General features: G+C 61.1%; 17 protein-coding genes and 1 pseudogene. 3 read left to right on the forward strand and 15 right to left on the reverse strand.

From position 1 onward, the window contains the following. The first annotated feature begins 193 nt into the window (after nt 1-193). Nucleotides 194-1,075, forward strand: coding sequence for a PP2C family protein-serine/threonine phosphatase (locus tag Thiosp_RS11730; RefSeq protein ID WP_323697081.1), 882 nt, complete (start codon nt 194-196; stop codon nt 1,073-1,075). A gap of 93 nt (nt 1,076-1,168) precedes the next feature. On the opposite strand, the gene budA is transcribed toward Thiosp_RS11730, so the two are convergent. The 9 genes from budA to Thiosp_RS11775 all read right to left on the reverse strand — a co-directional run bounded on the left by budA (nt 1,169) and on the right by Thiosp_RS11775 (nt 9,327). Further along, nucleotides 1,169-1,966, reverse strand: coding sequence for an acetolactate decarboxylase (budA, locus tag Thiosp_RS11735; protein ID WP_201066257.1), 798 nt, complete (start codon nt 1,964-1,966; stop codon nt 1,169-1,171). Between the two features lie 21 nt (nt 1,967-1,987). Further along, nucleotides 1,988-2,671 (reverse strand): 3'-5' exonuclease, encoded by a 684-nt coding sequence (locus Thiosp_RS11740; protein WP_201066259.1) that lies wholly within the window; start codon nt 2,669-2,671, stop codon nt 1,988-1,990. Nucleotides 2,672-2,717: 46 nt separating this feature from the next. After that, nucleotides 2,718-4,586 carry a DUF294 nucleotidyltransferase-like domain-containing protein gene (locus Thiosp_RS11745; RefSeq protein WP_201066261.1) on the reverse strand — a complete coding sequence of 623 codons (1,869 nt, stop codon included), beginning with the start codon at nt 4,584-4,586 and terminating at the stop codon, nt 2,718-2,720. 47 nt (nt 4,587-4,633) lie between these two features. Then, a complete protein-coding gene (locus Thiosp_RS11750) occupies nt 4,634-4,885 on the reverse strand; it encodes a hypothetical protein (RefSeq protein WP_201066263.1) in 252 nt (83 codons plus the stop codon). Between the two features lie 30 nt (nt 4,886-4,915). Next, nucleotides 4,916-6,646: a SpoIIE family protein phosphatase gene (locus tag Thiosp_RS11755; RefSeq protein ID WP_242518512.1), complete on the reverse strand. Its 1,731-nt coding sequence runs from the start codon at nt 6,644-6,646 to the stop codon at nt 4,916-4,918. Then, complete coding sequence (locus Thiosp_RS11760) at nt 6,630-7,424, reverse strand: transporter substrate-binding domain-containing protein (protein ID WP_201066266.1); 795 nt, start codon at nt 7,422-7,424, stop codon at nt 6,630-6,632. Before Thiosp_RS11760 ends, Thiosp_RS11755 begins: the two co-directional genes overlap by 17 nt. Beyond that, nucleotides 7,417-8,265 carry a GGDEF domain-containing protein gene (locus Thiosp_RS11765; RefSeq protein WP_201066268.1) on the reverse strand — a complete coding sequence of 283 codons (849 nt, stop codon included), beginning with the start codon at nt 8,263-8,265 and terminating at the stop codon, nt 7,417-7,419. Before Thiosp_RS11765 ends, Thiosp_RS11760 begins: the two co-directional genes overlap by 8 nt. Further along, a complete protein-coding gene (locus Thiosp_RS11770) occupies nt 8,262-8,666 on the reverse strand; it encodes a DUF1987 domain-containing protein (protein ID WP_201066269.1) in 405 nt (134 codons plus the stop codon). Before Thiosp_RS11770 ends, Thiosp_RS11765 begins: the two co-directional genes overlap by 4 nt. A 106-nt stretch (nt 8,667-8,772) precedes the next feature. Next, nucleotides 8,773-9,327: a SiaB family protein kinase gene (locus tag Thiosp_RS11775; protein ID WP_009147662.1), complete on the reverse strand. Its 555-nt coding sequence runs from the start codon at nt 9,325-9,327 to the stop codon at nt 8,773-8,775. 170 nt (nt 9,328-9,497) lie between these two features. On the opposite strand from Thiosp_RS11775, the gene Thiosp_RS11780 reads away from it, so the two are divergent. Next, nucleotides 9,498-10,307 carry an HD domain-containing phosphohydrolase gene (locus Thiosp_RS11780; protein WP_242518513.1) on the forward strand — a complete coding sequence of 270 codons (810 nt, stop codon included), beginning with the start codon at nt 9,498-9,500 and terminating at the stop codon, nt 10,305-10,307. Nucleotides 10,308-10,438: 131 nt separating this feature from the next. Here the strand turns inward: Thiosp_RS11780 and Thiosp_RS11785 are convergent, their stop codons facing one another. The 3 genes and pseudogenes from Thiosp_RS11785 to Thiosp_RS11795 form a co-directional block, all read right to left on the reverse strand. Beyond that, nucleotides 10,439-12,253 (reverse strand): sodium:solute symporter family protein, encoded by a 1,815-nt coding sequence (locus tag Thiosp_RS11785; protein ID WP_201066271.1) that lies wholly within the window; start codon nt 12,251-12,253, stop codon nt 10,439-10,441. A 12-nt stretch (nt 12,254-12,265) separates the two neighbouring features. After that, nucleotides 12,266-12,522, reverse strand: a pseudogene (locus Thiosp_RS11790) (DUF4212 domain-containing protein). 357 nt (nt 12,523-12,879) lie between these two features. Further along, a complete protein-coding gene (locus Thiosp_RS11795; protein ID WP_201066275.1) occupies nt 12,880-14,880 on the reverse strand; it encodes a hypothetical protein in 2,001 nt (666 codons plus the stop codon). Between the two features lie 254 nt (nt 14,881-15,134). Between Thiosp_RS11795 and Thiosp_RS11800 the strand changes: the two genes are divergently transcribed. After that, nucleotides 15,135-15,290 carry a hypothetical protein gene (locus Thiosp_RS11800; RefSeq protein WP_201066277.1) on the forward strand — a complete coding sequence of 52 codons (156 nt, stop codon included), beginning with the start codon at nt 15,135-15,137 and terminating at the stop codon, nt 15,288-15,290. 104 nt (nt 15,291-15,394) lie between these two features. Here the strand turns inward: Thiosp_RS11800 and Thiosp_RS11805 are convergent, their stop codons facing one another. The 3 genes from Thiosp_RS11805 to Thiosp_RS11815 all read right to left on the reverse strand — a co-directional run bounded on the left by Thiosp_RS11805 (nt 15,395) and on the right by Thiosp_RS11815 (nt 19,917). After that, nucleotides 15,395-16,141 (reverse strand): ferredoxin--NADP reductase, encoded by a 747-nt coding sequence (locus Thiosp_RS11805; protein ID WP_201066279.1) that lies wholly within the window; start codon nt 16,139-16,141, stop codon nt 15,395-15,397. A 77-nt stretch (nt 16,142-16,218) separates the two neighbouring features. Continuing rightward, complete coding sequence (locus tag Thiosp_RS11810) at nt 16,219-18,705, reverse strand: bifunctional diguanylate cyclase/phosphodiesterase (RefSeq protein ID WP_201066282.1); 2,487 nt, start codon at nt 18,703-18,705, stop codon at nt 16,219-16,221. A gap of 15 nt (nt 18,706-18,720) precedes the next feature. After that, the gene (locus Thiosp_RS11815) at nt 18,721-19,917 is read right to left on the reverse strand and encodes a TonB-dependent receptor (RefSeq protein ID WP_323697082.1); all 1,197 of its coding nucleotides are present in this window, start codon (nt 19,915-19,917) and stop codon (nt 18,721-18,723) included. Nucleotides 19,918-19,929 lie beyond the last annotated feature (12 nt).

Below are 19,929 nucleotides of genomic sequence, written 5' to 3' on the forward strand. Positions count from 1 at the left end.
ATGCCGCAACGGCGGATTTTGGCCCAGGACCGGCAAGTCGGCGTGAGAGCGCAATAGGCGGATGCCCAGATAGACTGATGTCCAGAAAGAGACGCGAGCCGCTGACGTGCGGTGGCTCGATAACAAGCAAAGGCCTTTTATTCCCGCCTGGGTTTCTTCGTCGGGAGGCTTGAGGTGAGAGAGGTGGTTCGCAGTGGCTGAACAAACACCGGCATTGGAATTTGCCTGTCGCACGCACGTGGGAATGGTCCGCAAGGGCAATGAAGACTCGGTGGCCGTGCATCCAGAGCAATACCTCGCGATCGTGGCCGACGGGGTTGGCGGAGCCAGCGCCGGAGAGGTGGCCAGTCGCATGGCCGTCGATCTGATTTCCGAGCGTTTCGTCAATCGCGCGCCGAGCCGCTCCGAGCCACGCATCGCCCAGCTGCTGACGGAAGCCGCTGTTGACGAGGCCAACGGCGCCATTATTCGCCGCGCCAAGGAAAAGCCAGAGTGCTCCGGCATGGGCACGACCGTGGTGATGGGGTTTTTCGGCCAGGGTTGGATGGTGCATGGGCACGTTGGCGACTCGCGCATGTACCGGTTGCGCGACGGGAACCTGGAGCAACTCACGCGGGATCATTCCTTTATTCAGGAAGTGGTCGATCAAGGCTTCTTCCCCACCCTGGCGGATGCGCGTGAATATGGCATCACTGACAATGTGCTGACCCGTGCACTTGGATCGGCTGCGCATATCAAAGCAACGACGGATAGCGTCGAGCTCGCTAAGGGGGATTTGTTTCTCCTTTGCTCCGATGGCCTCACGGGGATGGTGCCCTACGAGGAGCTGTGCAATGTACTGAACGCCGCGGATTCGCTCGAGACGGCGGCCGATACCTTGATCAAGCTCGCCTGCAAGCGCGGTGGTGTGGACAACATCACAGTCGCCCTGGTGCGCGTCAATCAGGTCGAGCAATCGGCGGAGAACCCAGCCAGCACAGAGCACTCGGCTAGCAAGGAGAGCTCAGCCGATCGTGCGTCCTCTTCGGATGCGCCGACAAAGCTGATGGACAGGCCGCGCACGCAACGCGCCTGAGCGACCCTAGCACGCAATGCGCCTGAGCGACCTGGAGCCCATCCACGCTGCCTGCGATCTGCGCCGCCGTCCAATCGGTCGCTATCAGGGTTCTCAGTCCTTGCCCGACTTGCCCTGCTCAACACTGTGCAGCGCTTGAGCGCGATCCGCGCTCAGGTCCGCCTGCAAGAATGCCTTGTCCATGGGCATCTCCAGCGCCCAGCCGGTTGTTGGGTCGAGTGTGACTTTGCCTTCACTGAGGGTGAAATCAAGCAGGTGACCGCCGGACTCGCGATCGTTGGAGAGAAAATGCAGGTGAAACCCGGGTACGTTCAGCCCCTTGACGTAGCTCGGGCACCAGAAGCCGATCAGGGTGCCTGAGATATTCTCGCGGGTGAAGTAGGTCTGCTCGGCGGCGACTTCCTTCAGCGGCCGATAGGGCGGTTTCTGACCCGGAACGCTGCGGTAATGTACCTTGGCGAAATTACCCTCGACCCGCACGGCATAGGTCAGGTTCCGACTCGGCAGGCGCTCTTCCAGCCAAGTCTTGAAGGCGGCGTAGTCTTGATCAGAGGGCGGCTCCAGGTGTTCATCCGCGTCGAACCATGTCAGGCTGATGAAGGGTGTGGCAGTGTCGCCCGGCATTGTGCGCACTTGGCCGTCTGAGGCGGCCTGATAGACGTCGCCGTCAATCAGTATCAGTTCTCCGTCCAGACCGGCAAAGGTGCCCAAGCCAAAGTCGCCGTGCGTGAGCACTTCATCCAGGGTGGCCAGCGGCTGGTAGACGCCGGCGAGCAGGGCATCGATGGTGGAAATCTGAAACAGCGTATCGCGATCGGACTGCGCCAGAACCACCTGCGGCGTCACGGCTTGCATGGTCAGGGCGATCAGCGTGGGAAGAAACAGGCGCATGGTCAGGGTCTCCTTAGGGATTCAGGTCAGCAGGTCGCGCAGCAACAAGGGCTTGCCCGTATCCAGGTAAGCGCTCTGGGCAAGGAACACCTGCGCGGTGTTGAGCGCGTCTGAAAGTGCGTTGTGGGCGGCCAACTGCGGCAGATTGTAATGCTCGGCGAGCGCATGCAGGCGCACATCGGCCGGCCGGTAGGCTTGCTGGCGACGCTCCAGGCTACGTCGAGCCAGGGCCAGGGTGTCCACCACGCGCAGCAGCGGCTCCTGGCCAAATAGTTGGCGGCAAGCGGCGGCGAGAAAGCCAAGTTCGATGCGCGCATGATGCGCTACCAACACCCGTCCGCCAAGGGCGCGCAAACAATCGGCCAGCACATCCTTCAGCGGCTCGCCCTCGGCGGCCTGGTCGTCTGTGATCTGATGAATCACCGCGCTGTCGGCAGAGATGGGCTGTGCGGCGCGCACCAGGCGGTGCCGCGCGCCCTCAAGGCGGATGCGGTTGCCGTCGATCGGAACCCAGCCGAAGCTCAAAATCTGATCCTTTACCGGAAAGAGCCCGGTGGTTTCCAGATCGAGCGCCAGATAATCTGTGTCGCGGTAGTCCAGATTCGCGCGCGGCAGCGGGTGGGAGTAACAGTCGCGCAGCGGGCCGAACGGCAGATTGTAGATGGTCCAACGGCGGCGGGCTTCGAGCAGGACGTCGTTTTTCATGCGGGTCTGGCGGCAGATGGGGGATGGGTGATGAGGAAATGGGTGATCAGGAAAAACGCCCGGCCTGATAGCGCTGGCCAAGGGTTTCCTGCAGCGAGGCGATGAGCGCGAAGGCGTCTTTCATGTGGCCGCGCTCAAGCGGCGAAAGACTGTCTGGCGAGAGGAAATTATCGGCATCCTCGCCCGCGCGCAGCTGATTGGCCTGATGGCGCACGCGCAGGGTGCCGATGAACTCGAGCGCATCGACCAGATTGGCCGCGCCATCGCGACTCAGCGCGGCGCTGCCGGCAACCATCTGCAGCCGTTCGAGGCTGTTGACATCGGGAATTCCTGCCGATAAAGCGTGTACGCGCGCCATGTCGATAATGGGCACTGTACCGCGCAGCTTGAGATCGAAGGTGTGATCATGCTCGCCCCCGCGAATTAGCACAAAGTTGCGAAAGAATCCCAAAGGCGGGCGGTGTTTGATCGCATTGGCCGCCATGTGCGCGATAAAAATGCGGTTTTCGCTAGTCTTGCGCAGGATTTCGCGCTGCAGGCTCTCAAACAGATGCTCCGGATCGTGCAGCGCGCGCAGGTCGAAAAAGACACTCGCATTCAGCAACGCCTGAGGCTGCGGGCGTTCAATCCAATCCTCGAAGTAGTTCCGCCAGGTACTCAGGGGCTGGCGCCATTGCGGATTGGACGCCATCACATCGCCAGGGCAGTGGACAAAGCCGCAGTCGTTGAGGCCGTTGGTCACCTTTGCTGCGAGCTGCTGAAAATAGGCATCCTGCTCCGGTGTTGGCGCCTGGGCGAGCAGTAGGGCATTGTCTTGATCAGAATGCGCGGACTGCTCGCGCCTGGCCTGGGAACCGCCGACCATCCAGCAGTAAGGGAAGGGCGGAGGGCCGAGGTCACGCTCGGCCAGCTCGATCAGACGCAGGTTAATGGCGTCTGTGACCGCGGTGATGGCCTGGCCGACCTGATCGGCGGTGGCGCCGGATGCGACCAGATGAATCTGCAATTCCGGGATTTTGCGCGCCGTGGCGACCAGCGTTTTGAGATCCTCGGCTTTGTGGATATCACCGACCAGATAGACCGAATTGGCGCTTTGGAAGCGCACCAGGTCCGAGGTGGAAATGACGCCGACCACCTGCCCGTCGCGCATCACCGGCAGATGATGCACATTGAGCCGCGACATGGTGAGCAGCGCCTGAAACCCCAGGGTGTCGGCCGCAGTGGTATGCAGGGTCTGGGTCATGATCTCGCTGACCGGGCGCTGCGGCGACAGGCCGGCCGCCAGGCAGCGGTCACGCAGATCGCGCACGGTCAGCAGGCCGCGCAGGCGGTCGTTGTCCATGATGATCAGCGACGAGCAGCGCGCTTCGCTCATGATACGCGCGGCTTGCTCAATGCTGGTCTCGGGCGCGGCGCTGACCAGATTCTCGCCAATCAGATCCCGCACCCGCACCGTCATCAGGCTGGTGCCGGCGATCGGGCCGCGCTCCGTAACGCTGTCGATGGCGCTGCGCAGTCGCTCGGAGACTGATTGGTCGAAATGAGCGGCAAAATCCGGGTATTCCGCCCGCAATTTGCCCAGGACCTCGCAGGGCAGCAGGTAGATCAGGGAGTCCTCTGAGGTTGTCCCCTGAATACCGCGCTGAATGCGGCGGTCATCGCAGGCGCTCGGTGCCGTGTCACCCTCGGCCAGCTTGCCGATCAGCTCGCCGCTGCGGTCGCGCAGTTCAATGGCGCCGCGACGCAGAATATAAAGTGCCGGGGTTTTTTCATCCTCCGGCGGAAACTTTGAGCCGCGACGCAAATAACGCACCGTCAGCCGCTTCGGCAAGGTCGCCAGGACATCCTCCGGCAGGGCGTCGAAGGGCGGGTGACTGGCCAGGAAATCGCGGATTTCAATCAGCTCGATGTCCATGTGGGCTCCGTCTGGGTGCGCGCCGAAGCGAGCGGTAAGGAGGTTGGTCAAGTAGCACTGGCTTGCATGCGATTATGCACTTGTTCAAGCAGAGTTGCCGCTTGTGAAAACTGATATTGGCCGATGTGACGCGTCACGGTCGCGAAGTCCTTAGCCGATAGCACTGCGGCAAGCTGGGTTTGATGCGCGCGAAACACATCCTCAGCATCCGCGTGGAGGGTCTGGGCGAGTTCGATCAGATCCTCAATGATGGGCAGACTGGTGTGCGCCGGCGATGTCTTTCTTGACTCCGTCGGCACGGGCACGAATCCGGCGCGACTCGCCGTTGATCAATCATTCTTGTGAATCGCGATGAGCGTCATATCATCGCGGCGCGCCTGCTCACCCCGATAGGCCGCAAGTGCCTGTTCAAGCGCGAGCATCCAGTCATGCAGCTTGGCTTGGCGGCTGTGCTTGAGTCGTTCGATGAAGCGGCGGCGACCCAGGAGCCGCTGCGGCTCGCCGCCCATTTGATCGGTCACGCCATCGCTTAGCAGCAGACACAGATCGCCGGGTGCGATCTCCAGCCGATGCAGTTCGATCCGGCGCGGTGGCGGCAGACTGGCGTAGCCGAGGTGCGCATGTCCACCGCGATAGACCTTTACCCGGTCATCGGCGCCGAGCTGGATCAACGCAATGCCGGCACTGGCGAAACGTGCCTGGGTGCAGTCCCTGTTGAGACAAAGAACCGCCGCTTCAAGCCCATCGTCGGCAACGCTTTCGTGACCATCCTGACGCATGCGTTTGCGAACCAGATCATCAAGCGCATAGAGTATCTCAACCGGGTCGCGCAATCCCTGCTCGTGCAAAATGCGCTCTAGGGCCGAGGCCACCAGCAGCGTCATCAGGGCGCCAGGAACCCCGTGCCCCGTGCAGTCGGCGAGCACAATGAGCGGCTGATCCGCCAGGGATTCAAACCAATACCAGTCGCCGCCCACGGCTTGCAGTGGCTCCCAATGCACGGCCATTTCAGCCTGGTGCAGGCTGATGCGATCTGACGCGGGCAGAATGGCGTTTTGAATGCGCCGCGCATAATTGATGCTGGCGAGCAGTTGATCATTGGCATCGGCGAGCCGGGCATGGGTGCTGTCGAGTTCGCCGAAGGCCTGCTCGAGCGCGGATTTTTGCTGGTCAAGGTCCTGCATCGCGCTGTGCAGCGCACAGGTCCGTTCCTGAACGCGGGCTTCGAGTTCCGCCGTCAGCGCACGCAGATCCTGTTCGGCCGCATCGCGCTGATTGAGACCCTGCTGAAAGGCGCTGAGCAGAGCGGCCATGCGCTGATTCAACATGCCAAGCTCGTCGCGCTGGTGTCCGCGCAGTCGTGGCGGTGTCCAGTGTCCCGGTGCGCCGGGGTTGACCTCGGTAATGGCATCGGACAGTCGCAGGATCGGGCGGGTGATCATCCAATAGAACACGGCCACCACCAGCGCCGAAACCAGCAGGATTTGCACTGTGGTCACCAGCAGGTTGGTGCGGGCTTGGACCAGAAAGCTGGCGGCCAGAGCATTGGCCGAGAGTTCCAGGCTGAGGGTGCCGATGGGTTCGCCCGGCCCTGTAGATGCCTCGGGGGCGCTCTGGGGATCATGCAGGACTAGGCGGTAATGCAGGATGTCGGTAAAGGAGGGCGCCAGCGCGCGCACCAGGACCGTCGGCGTTGATGCCGATGCGGGCTTGATCTCAGCGAGCACCTGCCCGAAGTTGTCGCGCAGCTCGGCCGCAGAAAGGGCGGGTAGGGCATGGAGTCCATTGATAAGCTGGCGCGCCAGCTCGGGATGCATTTGGAAAGCCGCTTCGGCTGCGGAGCCGCGCACCAGCGCGAGCGTGCGGTCGATTTCGGCCTGGAGGTCGGCGCGCATGCCGCGCCATTGCAGATAGAGCTGAGCGGCGCCGGTCGATAAGCTCAGTAGTGACACCACCAGCAGGGTGATGGTGGCCTGCTTGAAGGTGAGGCCGCGCCAGAAGGTCACCTGGGCGTTCGCCAAGTCGGGGTTTGGCGTGAGCGGTTCAGCGGGCGCCTTCAATCGGATCTGTCCTCTCCGTGTCGGCCTGACCCAGCCCCCAGCGCGCCTTGATGGCTTGCACCTGAGCGGCGGACCGCTCCAGCCAGTGATCGAAGGCTTGCAAGACCTGCGGATATTTCAGGGTGGAGAGGTGGTAGTGATCGCGCGAATGCGGCAGGCTGGGATCGAACACCAGTGCTTCGGGCTGGCCGATGCCCTGTTCGAGCTGATAGGCCGCAACCTGGGTGTTGGCATAGGCAGCATCGACGCGCCCGGCGATGGTCTGGCGCATCAGTGCCTCGAAGTCCAGACTCTCGCGCAACTGGACCTGGCCTTGGCTGATCTCCTGTTGCCAGGCCCAGGGCGTGAAGCCGATCACCGTGGCCAGGGTCTTGATGCTGGCGCGACCCTGGCCTGCGCGTTCGGGGCGCACCAGGGTGCCATCGGTGAAGGCCAGCAAGGGCCGGCTGTAGTGAATCTCGAAGCCCGCACGTTTATCGCGCTGCCAAGCGGGATGGTCGGGCAGCTTGAAGTCGATCTGGCCAGTGAGAAAACTGCTCAGCAAACGCGAGACAGGGAGCGGGCGATAGTCGAAGCGAATGCCCTGATCTTCGGCAAAGGCGTCGAGCAGTTCCGGCAAGACGCCCATGCAGCGGCCATCTTGGCAAGCATGCACGGGGAGATAATCGATCTGCTCGACACCGACGCTGTAGGTCTCGCTTTGCGCGGGCGCCTCCGAGAGCACCAGCAGCGTCAGCGCGCAGAGGCCAAGCACGGTTTTCACGTGATGCTCAGTCACTCGTGATCGGTGCATCCGCTGCATCTGGCGTGTCCGCGACCACCTGATTGCGTCCGGCATCTTTCGCGCGATAGAGGCTGCGATCAGCGCGCGCGATGGCGCGGTTCAGCGGTTCATCCTTGGCGAGTGACGCCACCCCGATGCTGAGTGTCAGTTGGATGGGCCCACGCTGGCTTTGAATTTGAGCCTGTGCCAGGCGCTCGCGCAGACGTTCGGCGACCTGCAGCCCGTCGTCAAGGGTGGTTTCCGGCAGAATACCGAGAAACTCTTCCCCGCCCAAACGTCCCGCTACATCACCCTCGCGCAATTCAGAGCGAAACAGATCTGCAAAATGGCACAGCACGTCGTCGCCGATGCCGTGACCATAGCAATCATTGACCTGCTTGAAATAATCGAGATCGCACAGCATCAGGGTCAGCGGCTGTTGGGTGCGACGGTGGCGGCGGACCTCATGCTCACCGAGTTCCAGAATATGCCGACGGTTGCTAATGCCGGTCAGTTCATCCGTGGTCGCCATCCGGCGTAGTTCGGCTTCGAGCACCTTGCGGTGCTGAATCTCTTCATGCAGTTGGTCATTCAGGGCCTGGAGTTTTGTGGTCTGTTCGGACAGTTGCTGATTGGCGCGGTGCAGATCGAGCTGCAGCCGATCGCTGATGCGCAGCAGCCGGTGCGACTCGCGATAGCTGCGGCGGTAGGCATCGCGCAGCAGGCTGAAGCCTTCGGGCAGGCCCTCGGGAATGCGATCCAGGCTTTGCACCATGGCTTCCGCCTGGTCCAGCATTTTCTCCTCGTAGGCAAAGAGCGTGAAGCTCGCGTCGGGGGATTCGATGGGTTGGATCATGGCGAGATATCCTGGCCTTGAGGGAGCGGCACCAGTTCAAATTCTCCATGCTCGAAGTCTTCCGCGAAGTCCTCGCCAAACTCCTGCATGGCGTCATCCTCGGGGTCGAAAAACCAGCGTACGCGCGTCGAGACCCCGCGCGATGCAGCGTGCTCGAGGAGCTGAAACATGTTCATCAGCGCCTTGGCGCTGCTGCTGTTGAAGTAGGTCATCCGCAGTTCAAGCTCGACGCGCGCATCGACAAGACCGTCGAGATATTCCGCCATCGCCTTGAGCGGGGGACCAAAAAAGGCCGCCGCATCCTCAGGATAGGACTCACCGGCCAGGGAGAGGCGATGATGCTCAAAATCAAACAGGAGCGCGGGGGAGCGTTCGGTGGCTTCGCGGTGGATCGGTTGCATGCTGTCTCGGCGCGGACTTAACTGGGCGCGGATTGCGGGTGACCGGATTGGATGACCTGATTGGATGACCGGGTGAGTGGCCTGGCCGAGTAATTGATCAGGCAACTTAAATATAGGCCTTGAGACAGAAAAATGTCTGTTGCTGGCCAACGGGAACGAAGTCGAACTCAATTGGCCGACTCGAACGACGCGCGATCTCAATCAGACCGACATTGCCGCCGATGCTATCGGACTCTGCGGGTTCTCTGAGTTTTTCTTTGTAAAGCGCCTTGAGCTCGGTCTTGTCCATTTTCGCCATGGCGCTGAGGCGCTGATCGAGTGCAATGGCTTCTTGCTCGCGCACCACATTGCCACAGACGACAAAAAAGCCATCCGCCTCGCGACCGACCGAGACCATGCCCGAGCTGAGTGCCGTCGCTTGGCTGGGCGGGTCGATCAAGCGCTCCGATGAATACCGCAGGATATTTTGCACCTGCTCGACAAAGACGGAGAAAACGCGCTTGGTGACGTTCGCGTCGGTGTCTTCGAGGGTCATTTTCTGTTTCAGCGCTTCGCCGAGGGAGTACAGAATCCCCTCGGACAAAAAACCGACGAAGGAGAAAATCAGACCGCGATTGCCGGTCAGTCGCTGAAACTCGAAATAGTCACGGGCGAGATGCATCGGTGGACTCCCACGGGCAGCGCCTGACATTGGGGGCTCTGAGGACCGGTCGCATAACCGCGCCGACACCGGCTCTTTAGAGCCGTCATGTTAAAGGTCGCGCCAGTGCGGCACAATAGCCGAATAGCCGCGACGGCTACGAAGTTTGCCGACGCCTGAAAAGCAACCCGTTGACTCAGAATATCCCGGTTATCTTCGTCACGGCTTTGGATAAATTCCAAGGCGAAACCATCGGCTTCGACCTAGGCGCGGCGGATTATATTACAAAACCGATTAAACCCGTGATTGTCCGGGCGCGCGTGCGAACGCAACTCGCGCTCTACGATCAGACACGCCATCTCGAAACCCTGGTGCGGGAACGCACCCAGGCGCTTGAGCGGACTCGGCTGCAAGTTGTAGAAATACTCGGGCGTGCGGCCGAGCTGAAGGATGAGGAAACCGGTCTGCATGTGGTGCGCATGAGCCGCTACGTCGGTCTGCTTGCACAAGCCCATGGTCTGGAGGAAGACTTCTGTAAGTTGTTGCAGCATGCCGCCATGATGCACGACTTGGGCAAGATCGGCATCCCGGACCACATTTTGCGCAAGCCCGATCGCCTCGACGAGGCCGAATTTGCTGAGATCCGTCGACACGCCGAAATCGGCGCCAGAATCATCGGCCAGAACGCCGACGACAGCCATTCACTGATCGAGCTTGCGAGCATTATCGCGCTAACCCACCACGAAAAATGGGATGGCAGCGGTTATCCACACGGACTTGCCGGGGAAGACATTCCTTTGGTCGGGCGCATCGCCGCTGTTGCCGATGTGTTCGATGCCTTAACCTCTGACCGGCCCTACAAAGCCGCCTGGAGCATCGAGGACGCCGTCGCTCTGCTCAAACGCGAGCGCGGAAGGCATTTTGATCCGCATCTGGTGGATAGCTTTGAGAAAATTCTCCCTCGCATCATCGCCGTACGCGAGGCATCTCTGGACAAATGACCAGCCGCGTCAGGACGCAGGCATAAAGCACGCCTTGCCTGCGAGAAGCACCGGCTGATAAAAAAAAAGCCCCGCAGAGCGGGGCTTTGTCAGTTACAGCGTCAGCCGCTGTTGTTTGAAGGAGCCGGGCATTAGTGGTCGAGCGCGGCACTGATGTGCGAGGCTGGACCCGAACCACGCGGCACTCGGACATCCTCGACCAGGGCCTGGATGTTCTCGGGTGGCGCCAGTGTCAAGCGCGACACAATCAGGGCTACGGTGAAGTTGATGATCGCACCCACTGCACCAAAGGCGTTCGGCGAGATGCCGAAGAACCAGTCTGGCGACATGCCCATCATAAACTCGGTGCCGGGGATGAACAGAATCCCCTTATGCTGGAAGACATAGAGCATGGTGACAGTAATGCCGGATGCCATGCCCCAGATTGCGCCGGTGTTGTTCATGCGCTTGTCAAAGATGCCGAGCATCAGTGCCGGGAAGATTGACGAGGCTGCCAGACCAAAGGCGATGGCCACGGTTCCTGCCGCGAAGCCCGGCGGGTTTAGGCCGAGTAAGCCGGCCACCACGATGGCGCCGGCCATGGAGACGCGGCTGGCGTTGAGTTCGGCCTTCTCGGAGATGTCGGGCTTGAAGATGCCCTTCAGCAGGTCATGGGAGATGGCCGAGGAGATGGCCAGTAGCAGACCGGCCGCAGTCGAGAGCGCAGCGGCCAGACCACCGGCAACCACCAGTGCGACGACCCAGTTCGGCAAGTTGGCGATTTCCGGATTGGCCAGCACCATGATGTCGCGGTCGACCTTGACCATCTCGTTGCCTTTCCAACCAAAGCCCTCGGCTTCGGCGGCGAAGTCTTCGTTCTTGTCGTTGTAGTACTGAATGCGACCGTCGCCGTTCTTGTCCTCGAACTGCAGCAGGCCGGTGGTTTCCCACTTCTTGAACCATTCTGGACGGTCTTCGTACTTCAGGTTGCCGGTTTCCTCGCCGACCGGACCAATCTGAATGGTATCCATCAGGTTCAGACGCGCCATGGCGCCGACTGCAGGTGCTGTGGTGTAGAGAATGGCGATGAAGACCAGCGCCCAACCAGCGGAGTAACGTGCGTCAGCCACCTTGGGCACGGTGAAGAAGCGGATGATGACGTGAGGCAGGCCGGCGGTACCAATCATCAGCGACAGGGTATAGGCAAACATATTTAGCGTGCTGCCCATGACCTGAGTGGTGTATTCCTTAAAGCCAAGATCGGTGACGACCTGGTCGAGTTTGTCGAGCAGGCTCATGCCCGAGGCGACGCCGTCCGGAACGTATTCACTGCCGAGGCCAAGCTGCGGTAGCGGGTTGCCGGTGAGGTTGAGCGAGATGAAGATGGCCGGGATGGTGTAGGCCAGGATCAGCACGCAGTACTGTGCGATCTGGGTGTAGGTGATACCCTTCATGCCACCGAGCACGGCGTAGAAGAACACGATACCCATACCAATATAGAGACCCTGATCGTAGCTGGTCTCCAGGAAGCGCGAGAAGGCGACGCCGATGCCTTTCATCTGACCGATAACGTAAGTGATTGAGGCCAGAATCAGGCAAATCACAGCCACGACACGAGCAGCCTGTGAGTAGTAGCGATCTCCGATGAACTCAGGCACGGTGAACTTGCCGAACTTACGCAGGTAAGGTGCAAGCAACAGGGCCAGCAGCACATAGCCACCAGTCCAGCCCATCAGGAAGACTGAAGCGCCATAGCCGTTGAAGGCGATCAAGCCGGCCATGGAGATGAAGGACGCGGCTGACATCCAGTCCGCGGCGGTGGCCATGCCGTTGGCGACCGGGTGGATACCCTTGCCAGCGACATAGAACTCGGCAGTGGTGGCCGCACGGGCCCAGATGGCAATGCCGATGTAGAGCGCGAAGGTCGCGCCGACGACCGAGTAGGTCCAGAGTGAGAGATTATCCATTGGCGGTTCTCCTTATTGCTCGTCCACGCCGAATTGTTTGTCGAGCTTGTTCATGCGGCTGGCATAGACAAAAATCAGAGCCAGAAACACGTAAATGGAGCCCTGTTGGGCAAACCAGAAACCGAGCGGATAGCCACCGAGATGGATACTATTAAGCGCTGGCGCGAGGAGAATGCCGAAGCCGTATGAAACCACAAACCAGATTACAGCAGGATTGCGAGCAACCGAAGATTTGCCTTCCAATAGGCAGCACGATTTTCAGGTGTCACCTTGATGTCCCTCCCTCATGTGTGAGGCTTGCGTGATGCGGGGGCGAGGCGATCGAAAAACGGGACGGCCATGCATGAGGTCTTGGCAGAGCGCGTGGCCGAACGGAATTCGCGGTCAGCCAGCCGACTGTCCGCCGGCCCATACCCTGGCCGAAAGGACAATCGAACAGCTTCGATCGGGCAGACACCCCCTTGAGTATTATTGACATGTTGTTATCCGCCCGCAGTTTCTGCCCAAACATACAAGCGGTGCCGCATTCTCTGGTCTGGGCCTAGTCCCTGTCAATGGTAAGGAGAATGATATCCGCAGCGCAGTCTTTCGTTGGCGGCAACGAATCATCTGATTTCTGCTGTCTGTTATTCGTCCAGACCGACGCCGCGACGGGTCTGGTTGTCGATCCATAGGGCGTGATTGGCGCCGCCAGCGGGGCCCTGATAGCGGTCTTGGCCGGCGAGGTCGAGGAAAATGCCGGCGTCCAGGTAGGGACGTTTGTCGCTAGGCTGGCGGTCGGGATCACTGTTGGTGGCGTAGCCGCGAGCGCTGCGTTCGCTCGCCTGGTAGTGATCGTCTCCGGCGAGGTCAGCCAGAATGCCGTAGCCGTCGTATTGGTCGCCGCAACCCTGACTGCGGTCCTCGGCTTGGTAGTGGTCGTGGCCGGCGATGTCGATGAGCACGCCCGTAGCGAAGTCGCGGCCGTTTCCCTGGACCTGATTGATGCCGCGATAGGTATCCTGACCCGCTTGGTCGAGCAGGACACCAACGGCGAAGTGGGCCGCGGCGCCCTGGCCGTACCAGCTTGCGCTATAGCTGTCGTTGCCGGCGCGGTCAATCAGCATGCCGAGACCATAAAAGTAGCCGGTGCCTTGGGTGTACATGGAGCCGGTATAGGTATCGTCGCCATGGTCGTCGATCAGCACACCGACTCCCCCAGGGAATAACTCGCGCGTGACGGGCGCCGGGTCACCGTTTTTCAGCGTTTCGTCAAAGCGTAGGTAGAAGCCAAGGCTGGCTCCCTGGGCAAAAGACCAAAAGACTGGCTGGCCGTTCGTCCATTGCGAGTAGTTGGACGCGAATCGGTCGTTGACGCGATAGGTGTCATTGCCGCCTTGGTCGTGCAGCAGGGCGGTTCCGGCGGTGCGGCTGAACCCTTGTCCCTTACCGTCGATGATGTAGGTATCGTTTTCTTCTCCGGCTGCGTGCACAAGTCCTATTCCAAACGCCGCTGCACCCTGGGCAAACTGACTGGCGCGCATCTGATCTTGGCCGCCGAAGTCGAATAAGCCACCAACGCCGCCAAGTGCGGCGCCCTGGCAGTAGGTGGTGCACTGATAGTCGTCATTGCCCGCAAGGTCGATGAGCAGGCCAACGCTCTGATGGGCGGCGCCTTGGCTGAAAGGGCTCTCGCTGAGGTAGCGATCGTCGCCGTCAAAGTCGATCAGCACCGCGATCTGGCCAATTTCAGCGGCACCGCCTGCGTTGTTGGTGTAAAGATCATTGCCGCCGGGATCGATCAGCAGCCATGCGTCTAGGTGGTGGTGATCATCGCCTGGAGTGCCGATGATGACCGTTCGGCCGTCAACATCAAGCTGCAGGGGCCCGGTCATAGCTGGCCATGATGGGATCCGGGTGGATGGAATCCGGGTGCTCTGCTGTTGAGTCAGCTCGACCAGGGTGAGCGCGAGATCGAGAAGCGGTTTTGGCTCGATGGCGGCATAGGCATTGAAGGCGGGGCGTGCCTGAGCAAGATCGTCTTTCGGTATGCTGTCGAGTATCCATGCCGGCATTTTCTTGCGCTGTTGCGCACGTAATCCCGCGCTTAACCCCGCTTGTAATCCAGTGCTTTGGATCATGGTCTCCATGCCTTTTAGGATGGCGACGACCTGACTGACCCATTGCGGTAGGTCGTGACTGAGCGACGCCACCGGTTTGACCAGCTGGGGATTCCGGTTGCCTGGAGGTTCGCCAATCAGGCTTTGCAGAGTCGGTGGTGCGATGCCAGCGCTGAGCTCAATGGCCACGGAGATGGCCTCCAGCGGCGAGCGCAGTGCCCGGTCGAGGGGCGGCGGACGCATCGGGTCGCTGGGACCAGGCAGCGGGAAGTCGCCGATCAGGCGTCCTTCCTCGCGGAATTTTTCCGCGTTCTTCTCCCACATCCGTTGGTCGCGCACCAGCAGGTCAGTTGGGGCGATGCTGGTGTGGCTGAGTGCTTGTGTGATCTTGTCGCGAATCAGCGCGGCTGTCGGCAAGTCCGTCTGGCCCGTCGGCAAGTCCGTCTGGCTGTTGGCAACTTCTGACACCAAGAGCAGCAGCGCAGCGAGATGAAGGGCGTGGAGATTGCTGGCGCACAGGAAAGGCATGGTTGGCAGAGGGTGCGAGTGGAAACAATACCGCGCGAACAGACTTATCGACGGCGGCTCTCCTGGGGCTCTTGAGGCACGGGCGCTCAGGGCTTCCGATCAGTCAGGTATTGTGAGGAATCTGGTCGTTGAAGACGGTCTCAATGGCCGCCATGTGCTGGAGGCGAGGGCGGCTGTGCGTAAGGCGCGTCCTTAGTCCCCATAATCACCTAGAGCGCGATCACCAAGCGCTTGATCGCCAGGAGGAGTAGACGATGGATGCAGGCACTTTACAAGCGTTGGAGCTGATCGGCTGGGTTGTGCTGATGTACTGGCTGCTGACCACCATCAAGAGCACGCGCCACACGCCGGGCGATGCGCAGGATCAGAGCCAGGAGGCGGACGCGAAAGAGAGGTCGCCAGACGACTGAGCCATAGACTGAACCAGCAGACTGAACCAGCAGACTGAACCAGCAGACTGAACCAGCAGACTGAACCAGCAGACTGAGTCAGGCGACTGGGCCAGACCACTGATTTAGTGATACTGCTCGGTGGTGTAATGCCCGGGCTGGGTGCGCTTGTGCCGGTGCAGTCCGCGGGCCTCTAGCCAGGCGCGGACCTCTTTGATCATGGCGGAATTGCCGCAAAGCATCAGGTGGCTGTCCTCGGCGGTAATCTCGGCGTCGGCGGCGCGCTGGAGCTCGCCTTGTTCAAGAAGCTGGGTGATACGGCCCTGGAGTGAGCCCGGGCGTTGCTCGCGGGTGAGGGTGGAGGTAAAGGAGAAGCGCTGGCCGTATTGCTCTTTGAGCTTGGCCAGGGTCTCGGGGTAGGCCAACTCGCCGCTGTGGCGGGCGCCTTGGACCAGGATGATCCGCTCGAAGCGTTCCCATGGCTCGGGCGTTTTGAGGATTGAGAGGTAGACGCCAAGCGCGGTACCGGTGGCGAGCATCCACAGATGCCGGCGTGAGACGACGTTATCCATGGTGAAGACACCGCCGGCCTTGGCTGAGACCCAGACGCGGTCGCCGCTGCGCAGATCGGACAGGCGTGGGGTCAGTGGTCCTTCCGGGACCTCGTTGAAGTAGATCTCGAGCGGTCGCTCATCCGGGGCGTTGACCAGGGAGTAGGGGCGCCCGACACGCTTTTCGTCGATATCGAGTGCGACCTTGATGTATTGGCCAGCCACGAACGAAGGCAGTGGGGCGTCGATATTCAGGCTGTAGAGATTGTCGCTCCAGTGGCGCAGGCCAACGACCCGTCCCTCGATCCAGTCTTCCGTCATGAGTGTGCTCTCTTGTGTTGCTGCGGTTGGCTTCAGCTGCCAGAGGTTTGGTTAGTGCGCGCGCTTTTCAATTCGTTTTAATGGGCCAGCGGCTGGGGCTCAGGGCGGGCATCTTCCGGCGCTGGCAGCTCGGGGACCGGTCGACCAATGAAGTAGCCCTGCCCGAAGTCGATGCCGAGCTCGATCAGGACATCGAGAATGGCCTCGGACTCGACGAATTCGGCGATGACTTTCTTGCCCATCGCGTGCGCCATTTCGGTGGCGGCGGTGACGAAAATGCGATCCTCGGCATTGTGATCGAGGTTGCGAATGAAGCTGCCGTCGATTTTTACATCATCGACCGGGAGCTGTTTCAGGTAGGCATAGGAGGCAAAGCCGCTGCCAAAGTCGTCGAGCGCGAAGCGACAGCCGAGCGCGCGCAGGCTATTCATGCGGGCGATGGCAACCTCCATGTTGTCGATGGCGACGGTTTCGGTGATCTCGAGCGTCAGGCGTTGCGGGTCTATTCCTGAGGAGTGCAACACCTGCATCAGCTCGCCGTCCAGCGTCGGGTCGGCCAGCGACTTGGCCGACAGGTTGACGGCCAGGGAGAGCCGCGGATGCTCGCTCAGCACGCGGACGGCATTGGCGATGACCCAGCGGTCGATGGCGTTGATCAGGCCGGTGCGTTCAGCCACCGGAATAAATTCCGCTGGGTTGGCAATGCGCCCGTCGGGTAGCGGCAGGCGCAGCAGAGCCTCGGCGCGCCAGATGCGCCGTTCGGGCAGGGCCATGATGGGCTGGTAGAAAAGCTGAAAACGGCTGAAGTCCAGTGCGTTGCCGATCTCGTGCGTCCAGAGCACGCGCTCATTGGCTTGGGCGCGTGCCATGTCGGCCTCGGAATACAGATGCCAGTGACCGCGATGCTGGTTGGCTTTGGCCTGATACATGGCCAGATCGGCATTGGCCATGAGTGCCTGGGTGTCGGCGCCATGTTCGGGAAAGAGCACGACGCCGATGCTGGCGGAGACCTGATGGCGATGATTGCCGGCGCGCACGCTGGTTGAGCGGATTTGCTGCTGGAATTCTTTAATCAGGTTGTCGAGCTCGGGCTCCACCACCGGATGCAGGAGCATGGCGAACTCGTCGCCGCCGAAGCGGCCGATGCGCCCGCGCTGCCGGATGCAGGCGGAGAGCCTCTTGGCGATGCGCCGGATCAGACGGTCGCCGACCTGATGGCCGCTGGTGTCGTTGACATCCTTGAAATTATCCAGGTCCACAAACAACAATGCGCCCTGGGTGCCGGTCGCGGATGCCCGCTCAATGGCGCGCGTGAGTTCGTGGTCGAACCGGCGCCGGTTGAGCAAACTGGTCAGGGGGTCGTGATCAGCCAGCCAATGCAGCTCGCGCTGGGCGGCTTCGCGTTCGGTCTGCATGATGGCCATGCGCTGGTTGAGCGTGCCGATGACCTCGACGTTGGTGTCGATTTCATCGCGCCAGCGCAGGCGCCCACCGGTGCGCGGCAGGCGCTCAGCGAGGGCGTCGAAGCGGTTTTCGGCTAGCAGCGGTAGCAGGTTGGACAGGGCGCGAATGCGCTCGACCGGGCCGCGCAGGATGAGCAGCAATAGAACCTCGGCGAGCAGCAGCCCGATCAGGCCGATCAGCAAGCTGTTGCGCGCGATTGCGCGGATGCCGAGTCGCTCGTCCGTGGTGCGGTTAATGACGAAGGCGGTGAGCCCGGCGTCGCTGGTATCGATGTGGAAAATCTCATACCAGTGCGTGCCAAAGTGCACTGCGAGAGGCGTTTCGGAGCTACTGGCGAGCAAGGCCTCGGTGGGCTGGGATTCGAGTAGCGGCAGAATGATGTCGGGCTCGGTGGCTCCCTGAAAACGCAGTGTCGTGGCCTGTGCCGATGAATCCGGGTCCAGCGTGGTGATTGGGGTCGCGATGGCCAGGTTGGCGCCGGTTAGTTGCTGAAAGGTCAGCAGAATGCTTCCCAGGGCGCGTCCGAGGACCAGGGTGCCGGCGGTCTCTCCGTGCCAGAGGATCGGGGAGCTGATGTACTGACGGCAGTGGGAAGCGTCGCATTGCAGCTGCTCGGTGAGCTGCTCGGGAGTCTTGTTGACGGCTGCGATCAAGGCATCTGGCAAGGGTTCGCTGTCGGTTGGCCAGAGTGCGACAGGCGCCTCGCCGAGGGCCAGCCAGTGGACGGAGCGGATGTCCCATTCCAAATCGAGTAGGCTGCCGATGCTTTCGAGTGCTAGGTGCAAGCGCTCGCCGGGGTCGGTCATGCGATCTGCGGGCGCGGCGCCTTGGTCCTCCAACGAGGCCAATGCGGGCACCATGTTGGCAAGCCGCGACATCTGCTGATAGCGCTCGCGCACCAGCGTCCGGAAGTGGTTGCTCTGATGGCTGCGCAGGCGGCTTTGGGTCTGTTGGAACTGATCGAGCAAGCTTGCGCGGGCGTAAAGGGTCAGGAAGGCAACGAGCGGAATCAGCGTCAGGCTGATGCCGAGAACCACCTTCCAGCGCAGCCCAAGGAAGAACTTTCGCGGACTCGACGGAATGCTGCGCGGTGGGCTCAAGCTGCTGTCCACCGTCTAGAAGCGGAAAGCTGCCTGAATTGCAAACACATTCCAGTGTTTCTCAAACTGGGAGAAATCGGGGTTCTCGATCTCGGATAGAATGAAATTTCCGATATGGCGTGAATACTCAGCCCGCAGCATCCACTGCCGGTTGATGTCCCAGCGTACCCCGAGGCTGAGGATTCGCGAGTAGGCCGTGTTGGCCGGGACCATACCGAAGGTGTCCTGCTCAAGCTGGCTGCCGTCGCGATCATCGCGGTCGGCGAAACCCTCCTCGTAGCGCGCCATCAGCTGCCATCGAGGCAGGAAACGGTAGGTTCCCTGAGCATAGTAACCCTCGGCCGTTGCGTCGCGATCCGGGCGCCAAGGGCCGAAATCGCGCCATTGAATCGGTTCGCCCATGTACTCGGCTGTCAGACTCCAACGCTCGGCATTGTATTGCGCCGAGGCGATCCAGTAGAGGATATCGATGGTGCCAGGTTGAAGGGAGAAAGGGTTACTGGAATTTGGATCGTATTTCGCTGAGGCGGTCGCGCCGCTGAGGCCGAGCTTCAGCGCCTCGGTTGCTGAGTCAAACCACAAGCTGCCCAGCCAGGAGTGATTTTCGCTCTCCAGGGTGCCATCGGAGTCACCGATCATGAAGGCGGCTTCGACATTCTCATCAATCACCGGGTTTCCCGTCGATAAAGTGGCCGAGAAGGTGCCAAAGGGTTGGTGCAGGTCGCCGTAGAGCAGAATGCCATCCGTTGACAGCACCAGGTTGCGCACCTTGTCGAAATACACCACTTGAGGGAGAAAGATGCCCGGATGGGTGAAAGGCACATCGCGGGTTTCGTTGTAGAGGCCGAGCCGGTTCTTGATCCGGCCGACCCGCATGCCGGCGCGGTAGCGCGCGTTCGAGACCAAGTTAACGTCGGCGAGTGCGAAATCGATCTCTGGTGATCCGTCGCTCATGTCGCCGGCGCGTCGGGACAGGACTTGCGCCGCGAGCATCAGGCGGGGGTTGACACGAAAAGAGGCATTGATGCCGAGCTCGGTGAAATCGAAGGAAGTCTCCGGGCTATCGCCGTAATAGCGGTTGGCGCTGCTTTGAACAGCTCCCTGGCTGGCAAAGCCATGGATCTGCAGACGCTCGCCAAATCCGAATCCCGTCGCGCCTGCCTTGGGCGCGCTGGTCGGCTCGGCAGCAAGCCCGGTGCTGGCGAGAAGCACAAGAGGGGCGAG

Origin of the sequence: Thiorhodovibrio litoralis (genome assembly GCF_033954455.1) — a bacterium.
GTDB classification, from domain to species: Bacteria; Pseudomonadota; Gammaproteobacteria; order Chromatiales; family Chromatiaceae; genus Thiorhodovibrio; species Thiorhodovibrio litoralis.